Consider the following 12609-nt stretch of genomic DNA (forward strand, 5'->3'; position numbering starts at 1 on the left):
CAGGCGTCAGTCCGCCCGTCCCGTCGCCGCGACCGTCACGCCGAGCCCGATCATCGTGCACCCGCCGGCCCCGCCGATCAGGGACAGCCGGCGGTCGGAGCGGGCGAACCAGCTGCGGGCCGCCGACGCGGTCAGGCCCCACAGGGTGTCCGTCACCAGGCCGATGGTGATCGGGACCAGGCCCAACAGCAGCATCTGCAGCGGGACATGCCCCGCCGAATGGTCCACGAACTGGGGGAGCACGGCGGCGAAGAACACCACTCCCTTGGGGTTGGTGACGCCGACGAGGGCGCCGTCGAGGACCGTCCGGAGGTCACCTCGCGTCGGTTCCGTCGGCTGCTGCGTCCGTATCGCCGAGGCCTTCAGCTCCTTGCGGTGCCGGAACGCCTGCACGCCCAGGTAGACCAGATAGGCCGCGCCGACCAGCTTCACCGTCAGATAGATCGTCACGGACCGCTCGACCAGCGAGCCGATGCCCACCGCGACGGCGACCACCAGCAGATACGAGCCGAAGACATTGCCCAGCGCGGTCGCCACGGCGGTGCGGCGGCCGTGCGCCAGTGCGCGGCCGATGACGAACAGGACACTCGGCCCCGGAATCACGATCACCAGCAACGACATCGCCGCGAAGGCCAGCACACGATCTGTGGACACCATGCCCATCACCCCCATCCGTAGCCCATTCAAACAGGCACCACTGACAACGGCACAGGACCGTGGACATGAATGTGGAGGTGGATGCAGATGTGGATGCGGACATGGATAGGGGGCGTTGCGGGCCGCTCGTGGAGGCCCGCAACGCCCCCTGGTCTTTCACCTGAGGTGGTGCTCAGGAGACCTGTTCGGTGACCTCGTCCGAGAACGTGGTCAGCCGGGTGTAGATGCCCGGGTACCCGGCTTGGGCACAGCCCTCGCCCCAGGAAGTGATGCCTGCCAGGACGCCCCCGATGAGCAGGGGACCGCCGCTGTCGCCCTGGCAGGTGTCGACGCCGCCGGAGGTGTATCCGGCGCAGACCATGTCGGACGAGATGAAGTCCGAACCGTAGGAGCTCGCGCAGCTGGAGTTGGACACGATCGGCACGGTCGCCGTGCGCAGCTGGTTGGAGGAGCTGCCGCCCGAGGAGGTGGTGCCCCAGCCGAGGATGCGGGCGGTGGCGCCGGTCGCGTACACGCCGGTGTCCGAGGAGTCGACGTACGAGGCCGGCGTGTACGGCATCGACGTGGACAGGGTCAGCACGGCCACGTCGTTGCCCTCGGTGACGTCCGAGTAGTCCGGGTGGATCCATATGTCGCTGACTCGGCTGACGGTGCCGTTCGTGCCGTTGAGGTAGGTGCGGCCGCCCACGACCCGGACGCTGCTGTTGCTCTCGCCGACCATGCAGTGGGCCGCGGTGACCACCTTGGTCGCGGAGACCAGCGTGCCGCCGCAGAACTGGTTCTGCGAGGCGTCCGTGATCTGCATGATGAAGGGATACGAGGTCGTCGTGGTCGTCGTACCGCCCACGATGCGGGAGGACGCCGCCTCAGCGGTGGGGGCGCTGAGCAGTGCGGCCGCGGCGGCGGCAGCGGCCGCCGCGACGGCGGCGGTCTTTCTGGCACGGGTGAGCCCGAACATGAGACTCCTCATTGGGGGGTTGCCGGTGGGGGGTCGCGCGGGTGTGGGGGGTGTGCACGGGGGTCGCGGGACCGATCCCCGTGTGCCCGAGCGAGCGGCACGAACTCAAGGTAGGTCCCGCAAGTTTCCCTTCCCAATGAGGGAACCCCCTAAGGGAGTTGGGCAGGGAAAACCCTCGGTCCGCATCGATAAACCCACGCGGACCGACAAAGACGGGTGAACTCACCTCGTACGGCGCTCAGATCCCACGTCGCGACGGCGCTCACTTCCCACGTCGCGACAGCGGCGAGATCTCACGTCGTACGGCGCCCGACCTCAGGTCTTGCGGCGCCCCGCCGCCAGTCTGACGATGTCGACCCGCGATCGGATCCCGAGCTTGCGATAAACGCGGGTAAGCGTCGCTTCGACCGTTTTGACGCTGATGAAGAGGCGCGCGGCGATCTCCCGGTTGGTCGCGCCCTCCATGACGAGCGCGGCGACCTGACGCTCCATCGAGGCGAGCCCGTCCAGGCCGTCGAGCCCGTCCGGGGCGGAGGCTGGGGTGGAGGGTGCCACCGCGGGCCGCGCGGCTGCCGCCACCTCGACCTGCCGCAGCCAGGGCAGTGCCCGGCAGCGGCGGAACAACCGGGCCGCCTCGTCGTACGACGTCGGGCCCGCGGTGTCGGAGCGCAGTTGCGCCAGGGCGAAGGCGGCGCGGGCCTCCTCGAGGCTGTAGCCCAGCTTGCCGAGCCGGTCCTGGGCCGACGTCAGTTGGGCGGTGGCGGCGTCGTGTTCGCCCCGTACCGCGCGGATCAGCGCCTCGGCCCGGTCCAGTACGGCCAGTACGCCCTCGCGGTCCAGCCGCAGCGCGATCTCGCGCGTGCCGTCGATGACCTCCTGTGCCTCCGCGATCTCACCGCTGCGCACCAGGGCCTCGGCCAGGTCTCCGTGCCAGCGGCCGCGCGCCGGGTCGGTGATGCCGAGGCCCTGCTCCACCTCCCGCACCCGGCGCAGCGAACGCGCCGCCGCAGCCACGTCCCCGGCCACCAACTGGGCGTGCCCGAGGGCGGCCAGGGCGCGCGACACGTACATCTGGTCGCCGTCCTCCTCGGCGTGCGCCACCGCTTCCCGCGCCAGTTCCAGCGCCCGGTCCACCTCCCCGCCCGCGGCCTCCGCGAGCGAGGTCAGCACGGCGGAGGCCACCTCGCCGATCCCGGTGTCCCGGGCCATCCGCAGGCTCTCGCGGGCCAGGTCGAGGGCGCGTCCGCAGTGCCCGGAGTGCAGTTCGGTCTCGGCCACCCCGCGCAGGAAGTGCACCTCGCTCTCGACCGACCCGCGCCGCCGCACCTCCCGCAGCAGAGCGGTGACCGTGGCGCGCGCCTCGGCCAGCTGGTCGCTCATGATCAGCCAGCGGAACCGGGAGTAGCCGGCGCCGTTGTGATGGCACGCCACCCTCGGGTCCTGGGGCTCCTCGAGCGCCCGCCTGATGGTCGCGGGGGCGTCCGGGTGGCCCATGAGGGTCTCGATCTGGGCCTGGAAGGCGAGCGCCATCAGCTCGGTGTACCGGTCGCCGGCCCGCGCCGCCAGCTCCGCCGAGTACGCAGCCTCGCCGCGGGCCTCGTCGAAGTCGCCCTCCACGAGCAGCGCGCGCCAGGTGAGCTGGTAGTGGACCAGGGCGAGCAGCCGCGGATCGTCGCCGGCGTCGGCCAGGGCCTGCGGGAAGATCGCGTCGACCTCCGTCATGGCGTGGCCCGCCGTGTCGATCACGATGATCCACGCTCGCACCCGGTCCTCGGGCACGGTCGCGCGGCTGAGCACCTCACGTGCGATGTCCCGGGCGAGGTCCAGTTCCCCGGCAGTGATCGCGTCCTCGGCGGCGGCCAGGCGCATCACTTCCGGGCTCGGGGTGCCGTCCGCCGGGGTGTGCCGGGCGGCGAGCAGCCCCAACTGCGCGGCCACCGACGGCGCTCCGCGGTCCCGGGCCAGAGCGGCGGCCTCGGCGAGCCGGGCGGCGACCTCCGGGTCGGTGCCATGGGTCGCCAGGGCCAGGTGCCGGGCGCGCTCGATGGGGTCGGACGCGGCCGTGGACAGCGCCGCGTGCGCGGCCCGGCGGTCCTGCGCGGGCGCCTCCGCGTACAGCGCGGCCGAGATCATCGGGTGCGCGAACCGTACGGCGGGACCCTCGGGTTCGGTCGCCAGCAGCCCGAGTTCGGCGGCCTGGGCGGTCTCGGCCTCGGCGTTGCCACGGCCGGCCGCATGCAGCAGGGCCAGCGTGGGGCGGGCGCCCGCGCTCGCCACGAGCAGGGTGCGGCGGGCTTCCTCCGACAGCATCTCCAGGCGGTTCAGCACCAGGGCGCGCAGCGAGGTGGGCACCGGCAGGGGCTCGCCGGGGCGGGGCGGCGTGGGGTTCTCGGCCAGGGCGCGGCCCAGTTCGAGGGCGAACAGGGCGTTGCCGCCGCTGGTGCGGTGGATGTCGCGCACCGTGGAGCGGGGCAGGCCGGTGTAACCGCGGTGGTCCAGCAGGGCGGACAGCTGGGCTCGGGAGAGCGGGCCCAGCCGGACGGCGAGGGTGTCCGGCGGAGACGCGCGTAGATGGCGGTCGTACTCCTCGCCCTCGGTCCGCACCGCGCACAGCATCCGCACCGGGGTGTCGCCGAGGCGCCGGGCGGCGAAACCGAGGAGTTCGGCACTGGCCGGGTCCAGCCACTGGAGGTCGTCGGCGACCACGAGGACGGGCCCGGTGTCGGCGAGGGCGCGCAGGGCGGACAGCACGGCCAGGCGCAGAGCGAGGCCGTCGCGCTGGAGGGTGGACTCGCCGCGGCCGGTGAGGGCCGACTCCAGGGCGGTGCGCTGCGCGGCGGGCAGCCGCTCGGACACCTCGTCCAGGACCAGGCCGAGGAGGTCGGCCAGGGCGAGGAAGGGAAGATGGGATTCCGACTCCGTGGGCGAGCAGCGCAACACGGTGCGTGCCGCGCCGCCGTATTCCCCGGCCAAAGCCCGCAGGACCGTCGACTTCCCAATTCCGGCAGGTCCGTGAAGCAGCACGCTGCCGCCCCGCCCGAGCTGCTCACGCGCCGCCGTGAACAGCTCCTCCCTGCCGATGACCTGGTCGGGGCGGCAGCCGGCAGGCTCCTTGAAGTCCCGTCGCACGGTCACCGCTCCCCTCCGTGTGTCGTGTTCGGGCCAATATTAGGCAACAGGTCTTTGAATTTCGGACCGACGACATGGTGAGGCAAATAACAGCGACGGGCATAGGGAAATTCAAAGCGCGGATGAATGAATGGAGGGTCGTCGGGGTGGACCGGCCAACGACGGGCACCCGCGCGGCACCCGCGCCCCAGGACAGGCCATCCGCGGGCCCGTGACAGGCAGCCTGCAGGCTCATCGCAGGCAGGCAGTCCGCAGGCTTACGGCAGCAACCCCGCCCGGCGTGCCGCGACCACCGCCTCCCCGCGCGTGTGGGTGCCCAGCTTCCGCATGGCCGACCGCAGATAGCTCCTGACCGTCTCCACCCGCAGCCCCAGCCGCTCGCCGGTGACCGCGTTCGTCGAGCCGGCGGCCACGCACGCCAGCACGTCCAGTTCGCGCGGGGCCAGCCGCACGCCGCTCGGCGCACGCGCCGGGTCCTCCGCCAGCAGGCCGCAGGCGTCCAGCAGTTCCGCGCGCAGGGCGGGGTCGCCGATGCGCGGGGCCAAGGCGCGCAGCGCCGTGTGGGCATCGCGGACCCGCTCCCAGTCGGCGCCCCGGTCGACCGGCGGCGTCTCCACCGGCGCCGTCTCCACCCGCGCCGCTTCCAGCAGCCCCCGCACCTCGTCCCGCACCACCAGCGCCTGCTCGACGTCCCGTGCCGCCTCCACGGCCGCCGTCAGCGTGCGGTCGCCCAGGGGCTGGGCCGTGCGCAGGGCGCCGTACAGGACACCGCGCACCCGGCGTCGTACGACGACCGGGACCGCCAGCACCGAACGCAGTCCCTCAACGGCGACGGCCGCGTCGTACTCGTGGGTGATCTGCCGCGAGGCGGAGTAGTCCGTGACCGCGCACGGACGGGCCAGGGCCACCGCCTTGCCGCCCAGGCCGTTGCCGGCGGTCACCGCGAGTCTGCTCAGGGACTCGGTGGCCGTGCCGTTCAGTTCGCTGATGCGCACGCGCGGACGCCCGGGCTCCACCAGGCCGCCGAAGGCGACCGGCAGCCCGGTCGAGCGGCGCAGGCGCAGCAGGGCGCCCCTTATCTCCACCGATGCGGCCGCGTCCACTGCCACCTGCTCGCCCTTTCCTGCGACTTTCCCGAGCGCACACCCCCGTTCGGGGGTAGTGAGACCCACGTCACGGATTACACGATGGCAGAGAGCCGCCCGGCAAGGTCCGGTAACCAGGAGGACAGATGACGACGGGGACGGAGCTGTTCCGCAGTGCGCGGGACTTCCTGCTCGAGCACCGCGAGGACTACACGACCGCCTACGAGGGCTTCACCTGGCCCCGGCCCGAGCGGTTCAACTGGGCGCTCGACTGGTTCGACGTCATCGCGGACGGAAACGACCGCACCGCGCTGCACATCGTCGAGGAGGACGGCAGCGAGGTCCGCCTGTCCTTCGCCGAGATGGCTGAGCGCTCCGACCGCGTCGCGGGCTGGCTGCGGGCGCGCGGCGTCCGTGCCGAGGACCGCGTCCTCGTGATGCTCGGCAACCAGGCCGAGCTGTGGGAGACCGCCCTCGCCGCCATGAAGCTGCGCGCAGTCGTCATCCCGGCCACCCCACTGCTGGGCCCCGCCGACCTGCGCGACCGGGTGGAGCGCGGACGCGTCCGGCATGTGCTCGTGCGGGCCGAGGACACCGCCAAGTTCGACGAGGTGCCCGGCCGCTACACGCGTATCAGTGTCGGCGGCGCGCGCGAGGGCTGGCAGACGTACGAGGACGCGTACGCCGCCCCGGCCGACTTCACCCCCGACGGGCCGACGGCGGCCGACGATCCGCTGATGCTCTACTTCACCTCCGGCACCACCGCCCGCCCCAAGCTGGTCGAGCACACCCACACCTCGTATCCGATCGGGCACCTGGCCACCATGTACTGGATCGGCCTCAAGCCCGGCGACGTGCACCTGAACATCTCCTCACCCGGCTGGGCCAAGCACGCCTGGTCCAACCTCTTCGCGCCGTGGAACGCGGAGGCGACCGTCTTCATCCACAACTACGCGCGCTTCGACCCGGCCCGTCTGATGGCCGAGATGGACCGCGCCGGCGTCACCACCTTCTGCGCCCCGCCGACCGTCTGGCGCATGCTCATCCAGGCCGACCTGAGCGTCCTGCGCACCCGCCCGCGCGAGGTCGTCGCCGCCGGTGAGCCACTCAACCCCGAGGTCATCGAGCGGGTCCGCGAGGCGTGGGGCGTGACCATCCGGGACGGGTTCGGGCAGACCGAGACCGCGGTCCAGGTCTCCAACAGCCCCGGCCAGCCCCTGAAGACAGGCTCCATGGGCCGCCCCAGCCCCGGCTTCCGCGTGGAACTCCTCGACCCGGTCTCCGGCGCGCCCGGCGCCGACGAGGGCGAGATCGCGCTCGACCTGTCCGCCCGCCCCGTCGGCGTGATGACCGGCTACCACGGCGACGCGGACCGCACCTCGGAGGCGATGGCCGGCGGCTACTACCGCACCGGCGACATCGGCTCCCGTGACGCCGACGGCTACATCACCTACGTCGGCCGCGCGGACGACGTCTTCAAGGCCTCGGACTACAAGATCAGTCCCTTCGAGCTGGAGAGCGCCCTGCTGGAGCACGAGGCGGTGGCCGAGGCGGCCGTCGTGCCCGCGCCGGACGAGCTGCGGCTCGCCGTGCCGAAGGCGTACGTCGTCCTCGCGGAGGGCTGGGAGCCCGGCCCCGACACGGCCAAGGTGCTCTTCGAGCACTCACGGGAGGCACTGGCGCCGTACAAGCGCATCCGCCGCCTGGAGTTCGCGCCCCTGCCCAAGACCGTCTCCGGCAAGATCCGCCGCATCGAGCTGCGCGAGGCCACCGCGGCCGGGTCCGACGCCGAGTACCGCGAGGAGGACTTCCGGTGAGCTCAGAGCTGTCCTACACCCACGGGACGAGCGACACCGTCCTGCTGGGCGACACGATCGCGGCCAACTTGGACCGGGCGGTCGCCGCGTGGCCGGACCGGGAGGCGCTGGTCGACGTGCCGTCCGGGCGGCGCTGGACTTACGCCCGGTTCGCCGCCGACGTCGACGAGTTGGCGTACGCGCTGCTCGCGAGCGGTGTCGCCAAGGGCGACCGGGTGGGCATCTGGGCGATCAACTGTCCCGAATGGGTCCTGGTCCAGTACGCCACGGCCCGCATCGGCGCGATCATGGTGAACATCAACCCCGCCTACCGCACCCACGAGGTCGAGTACGTCCTCAACCAGGCGGGAATCTCGCTCCTCTTCGCCTCCCTGAGCCACAGGACGAGCGACTACCGGGCGATGGTCGAGCAGGTGCGCGGGAAGTGCCCGCAGCTGCGGGAGACCGTCTACATCGGGGACCCGAGCTGGGAGGCTCTGATCGCGCGGGGTACGCCGGCCCCGTTCGAGGAACTGTCCTGCGACGACCCGATCAACATCCAGTACACGTCGGGCACGACAGGATTCCCCAAGGGGGCCACCCTCTCCCACCACAACATCCTCAACAACGGCTATTTCGTTGGGGAGCTGATCGCCTACACCGAGCAGGACCGGATCTGCATCCCGGTGCCCTTCTACCACTGCTTCGGCATGGTCATGGGCAACCTGGCGGCCACGTCGCACGGCGCCTGCATGGTGATCCCGGCCGCGTCCTTCGACCCGAAGGCCACGCTGGAGGCCGTCCAGCAGGAGCGCTGCACGTCCCTGTACGGCGTCCCGACCATGTTCATCGCGGAGCTGAACCTCCCCGACTTCGCGTCGTACGACCTCTCCTCCCTGCGCACCGGCATCATGGCGGGCTCGCCCTGCCCGGTGGAGGTGATGAAGCGGGTCGTCGCCGAGATGCACATGGAGGAGGTCTCCATCTGCTACGGCATGACCGAGACGTCCCCGGTCTCCCTCCAGACGCGGCGGGACGACGACCTGGAACACCGCACGGCCACGGTCGGCCGTGGCCTGCCGCACGTCGAGGTGAAGATCGTCGACCCGGCGACCGGTGTGACCCAGCCGCGCGGTACGTCGGGCGAGCTGTGCACCCGCGGTTACAGCGTGATGCTCGGCTACTGGAACGAGCCCGAGAAGACCGCCGAGACGGTCGACGCGGGCCGCTGGATGCACACCGGCGACCTCGCGACGATGCGCGAGAACGGCTACGTCGAGATCGTCGGCCGCATCAAGGACATGATCATCCGGGGCGGCGAGAACATCTACCCGCGCGAGATCGAGGAGTTCCTCTACGCCCACCCCAAGATCGCCGACGTCCAGGTCGTCGGAGTGCCCCACGAACGGTACGGCGAGGAGGTACTGGCCTGCGTCATCCCGCGCGACACGGCCGATCCGCTGACGCTGGAGGAGCTGCGGGCCTTCTGCGACGGGCAGTTGGCGCACTACAAGATCCCCAGCCGGTTGCGGATCCTCGAGTCGTTCCCGATGACGGTGTCCGGGAAGGTGCGGAAGGTGGAGTTGCGGGAGACCTACGCGGACAGCAGCGGCTGATCGCGTCGAACAGGCGGTCGTTCTACCGGCCGTCCAGGGCGCGCCGCATGCTGACGCGGGGCCAGCGGTCGAGGCCGAGCTCCGCCTCGTGGGCGCGGATCTTCCGTAGCCCCGGGGTGAGCTCGGCCTCGTCCAGTGCCTTGAAGCCCAGGCGGGCGTAGTACGGCGCGTTCCACGGGACCTCGGTGAACGTGGTCAGGGTGAGGGCGGTGAGGTCCTGCTCGTGTGCGCGGTCGGCGGCGTGTGCGAGGAGGGTGCGGCCCACGCCGCGGCGGGCGACGACCGGGTGGACCGAGACCTGCTCGATGTGCAGGGCGCCGTCGACGGGCTCGCAGATCAGATAGCCGACCGGGTGGTCACCCGCCTCGCAGGCAACCCAGGCACGGCCCGCCCTGCGGTAGTGCTCCAGGACATCCAGGGTGGGCGGCTCGTCGTCGGCGATCGCCGCCATGTCGAGGTCGCGGAAGGCGGCTCCTGCCGCGCGCTCGATGTCCTGCAGGACGGGGAGGTCGTCGGACGTCGCCGGGCGGATGTGCATGGGCCGAGTCTCCGTCGTCGGCGGCGTCGGGCGCGAGCGGATTACCGGGCGCCCGTCGCGTCCAGCTCGTCGGCGAGGCGGTTGACCGGCTGGGGCGTGCCCGTGAGGTCCAGGACGAACAGGGGGACGCCCAGGGAGTCGGCGCGAACGCGGGCGACGGGGGCGTACCCGGCGAGGGAGAAGTAGACGCAGGCCGCGGACTCGGACATGGCGGTCAGCCACAGGCACTCCACGTCACGCAGCGAGGCCGGACTGACCGTCGGGTCGACCTGCGCGAGCAGCCCGTGAGCGGCGATGCCGACCCCCGACGTGGGCCGCTGGTCGGCACGGCGGATGTCCCGGTAGCCGAGCCACCGCAGATAGACGGCGGCCGCGGTGACCGCGTCACGGGCGGTGCGGATCGTGACGGGCTGAAAGGCACGGCGTGCCGCGGGCGGCGTCTCCCGCCGCGCCGCCCCCGTGTCGACCCCCGCCTGCGCCACCGGCACCCGCACCATCGTCCCGCAGGGGCACCCCACCTCCGGACGCGGCCAATGGCTCTCCCGGCCGCACGCACCGCAGCGCACACCGATCCATTCGTCGTCCCAGGCCCGATGGGTGACGGCCGTCGAGGTCCCGTGCGGATCGAGCTCCGGCGCGACGGGCGCGCCGCACGCGCACGGATAGGCGGGTGCCTCGTAGAGATGCTCGCGCCGGCAGGCCGGGCAGCGCACCGACACGCTCTCGGACATGGCCCACTCCAGGACGACCTCGCATCGGGACAGCGCTCCCATCGTCCTCCACGTGGTGCCCGGTTGTCCGCCCGTTGACGGTCTTCGCCTCTTGACGCTCCTCAGCTACCCGCTTACATTGCTTCCAGATAGTAGAAAATAGTTTCCGCGATGTGGAAAACGCAGGCGGAATCGACATCGTCACGGAATTGCTCACCGCGGGGCGCGACGGGAGTGCGAATCCGACAGCCGAAGCAGGAGTACTCAATGGCTCGTATGACCGCTGCCCGAGCGGCAGTCGAGATCCTCAAGCGCGAGGGCGTCAGCAACGCGTTCGGCGTGCCGGGCGCGGCGATCAACCCCTTCTATGCGGCGCTCAAGGCCTCCGGCGGGATCAACCACACCCTTGCCCGCCATGTGGAGGGCGCCTCGCACATGGCGGAGGGCTACACCCGTACGCACGCCGGCAACATCGGCGTCTGCATCGGCACGTCCGGCCCCGCCGGCACCGACATGATCACCGGCCTGTACTCCGCGATCGGCGACTCCATCCCGATCCTGTGCATCACGGGCCAGGCGCCGACCGCCGTGATCCACAAAGAGGACTTCCAGGCCGTCGACATCGCCTCGATCGCCAAGCCGGTCACGAAAATGGCGGTGACCGTCCTGGAGGCCGCCCAGGTTCCCGGCGTCTTCCAGCAGGCCTTCCACCTGATGCGCTCCGGCCGTCCCGGCCCGGTCCTGATCGACCTGCCGATCGACGTCCAGCTGACGGAGATCGAGTTCGACCCGGAGACCTACGAGCCCCTCCCGGTCTACAAGCCGGCCGCGACCCGCGCCCAGATCGAGAAGGCGATCGGGCTGCTGAACGCAGCCGAGCGGCCGCTGATCGTCGCGGGCGGCGGGGTCATCAACGCCGATGCCGCCGAACTCTTCGTCGAGTTCGCCGAGCTGACGGGTACGCCGGTCGTTCCGACCCTGATGGGCTGGGGCCTGCTGCCCGACGACCACGAGCTGAACGCCGGCATGGTGGGCCTGCAGACCTCGCACCGCTACGGCAACGCGACCTTCCTGGAGTCCGACTTCATCCTCGGCATCGGCAACCGCTGGGCCAACCGCCACACCGGCAAACTGGACGTCTACACGGCCGGGCGCAAGTTCGTCCACGTCGACGTCGAGCCCACCCAGATCGGCAAGATCTTCGCGCCGGACTACGGCATCGCGTCGGACGCGAAGGCCGCGCTGGAGCTGTTCGTCGAGGTGGCCAAGGAGCTGAAGGCCGCCGGCAAGCTGCCGGACCGCTCCGACTGGGCCGCGTCGGCGCAGGAGAAGAAGGCGACCCTCCAGCGCCGTACGCACTTCGACAACATCCCGATCAAGCCGCAGCGCGTCTACGAGGAGATGAACAAGGCCTTCGGGCCTGAGACCCGGTACGTCTCCACCATCGGCCTCTCGCAGATCGCGGGCGCCCAGATGCTGCACGTCTTCAAGCCGCGGCACTGGATCAACTGCGGTCAGGCGGGCCCGCTGGGCTGGACGATCCCGGCGGCGCTGGGCGTGGCGAAGGCCGACCCCGAGGCGCAGGTCGTCGCCCTGTCCGGCGACTACGACTTCCAGTTCATGATCGAGGAGCTGGCGGTCGGGGCGCAGCACAAGATCCCGTACGTCCATGTCCTGGTGAACAACTCCTACCTGGGCCTGATCCGTCAGGCGCAGCGGGCGTTCGAGATCGACTTCCAGGTCAACCTGGAGTTCGAGAACATCAACTCGCCCGAACTGGGCGTCTACGGCGTCGACCACGTCAAGGTCGCCGAGGGCCTCGGCTGCAAGGCGATCCGCGTGACCGACCCGAGCGAACTGGGCGCCGCCCTCGAGCAGGCCAAGAAGCTCGCGCAGGAGTACCAGGTCCCGGTGGTCGTCGAGGCGATCCTGGAACGCGTCACCAACATCTCCATGTCGACCACGAACGACATCAGCAACGTCGTCGAGTTCGAGGAGATCGCGACGGAGCCGGGTCACTCGCCGACGTCGATCAGGACGCTGAAGGTCTGACGCACCGGAAGTCGCCGAAGGGCGGTCCATCCAAGGGATGGGCCGCCCCTTTCGCGTTCCCCCGCAGA

The 12609-nt window shown here is 71.1% G+C and carries 9 protein-coding genes; 3 read left to right on the plus strand and 6 right to left on the minus strand.

The window, feature by feature from the left end; all coding sequences use genetic code 11:
• Positions 1-6: 6 nt before the first annotated feature.
• The 4 genes from AB5J55_RS33805 to AB5J55_RS33820 form a co-directional block, all read right to left on the minus strand.
• On the minus strand, positions 7-657 hold the full coding sequence (locus AB5J55_RS33805; RefSeq protein WP_369274241.1) for a LysE family translocator: 651 nt from the start codon (positions 655-657) through the stop codon (positions 7-9).
• A gap of 172 nt (positions 658-829) precedes the next feature.
• On the minus strand, positions 830-1615 hold the full coding sequence (locus tag AB5J55_RS33810; protein ID WP_369274242.1) for a trypsin-like serine protease: 786 nt from the start codon (positions 1613-1615) through the stop codon (positions 830-832).
• Between the two features lie 315 nt (positions 1616-1930).
• Complete coding sequence (locus AB5J55_RS33815) at positions 1931-4750, minus strand: AAA family ATPase (RefSeq protein WP_369274243.1); 2820 nt, start codon at positions 4748-4750, stop codon at positions 1931-1933.
• A gap of 251 nt (positions 4751-5001) precedes the next feature.
• Complete coding sequence (locus AB5J55_RS33820) at positions 5002-5853, minus strand: response regulator transcription factor (protein WP_369274244.1); 852 nt, start codon at positions 5851-5853, stop codon at positions 5002-5004.
• 122 nt (positions 5854-5975) lie between these two features.
• Here AB5J55_RS33820 and AB5J55_RS33825 point away from each other — a divergent pair, with 122 nt between their 5' ends.
• Together AB5J55_RS33825 and AB5J55_RS33830 are read left to right on the plus strand one after the other, a co-directional pair.
• Positions 5976-7646, plus strand: coding sequence for an AMP-binding protein (locus tag AB5J55_RS33825; protein WP_369274245.1), 1671 nt, complete (start codon positions 5976-5978; stop codon positions 7644-7646).
• On the plus strand, positions 7643-9241 hold the full coding sequence (locus AB5J55_RS33830; protein ID WP_369274246.1) for an AMP-binding protein: 1599 nt from the start codon (positions 7643-7645) through the stop codon (positions 9239-9241). Before AB5J55_RS33825 ends, AB5J55_RS33830 begins: the two co-directional genes overlap by 4 nt.
• A 22-nt stretch (positions 9242-9263) precedes the next feature.
• Here the strand turns inward: AB5J55_RS33830 and AB5J55_RS33835 are convergent, their stop codons facing one another.
• The gene (locus tag AB5J55_RS33835) at positions 9264-9779 is read right to left on the minus strand and encodes a GNAT family N-acetyltransferase (RefSeq protein ID WP_369274247.1); all 516 of its coding nucleotides are present in this window, start codon (positions 9777-9779) and stop codon (positions 9264-9266) included.
• A 41-nt stretch (positions 9780-9820) separates the two neighbouring features.
• Positions 9821-10510, minus strand: a complete 690-nt coding sequence (locus AB5J55_RS33840; RefSeq protein ID WP_369274248.1) for a hypothetical protein — start codon at positions 10508-10510, stop codon at positions 9821-9823.
• Positions 10511-10756: 246 nt separating this feature from the next.
• Here AB5J55_RS33840 and gcl point away from each other — a divergent pair, with 246 nt between their 5' ends.
• Positions 10757-12541: a glyoxylate carboligase gene (gene gcl, locus AB5J55_RS33845; RefSeq protein ID WP_369274249.1), complete on the plus strand. Its 1785-nt coding sequence runs from the start codon at positions 10757-10759 to the stop codon at positions 12539-12541.
• The last annotated feature ends 68 nt before the right edge of the window (positions 12542-12609 follow it).

This window comes from Streptomyces sp. R11 (genome assembly GCF_041051905.1).
Classification (GTDB): domain Bacteria; phylum Actinomycetota; class Actinomycetes; order Streptomycetales; family Streptomycetaceae; genus Streptomyces.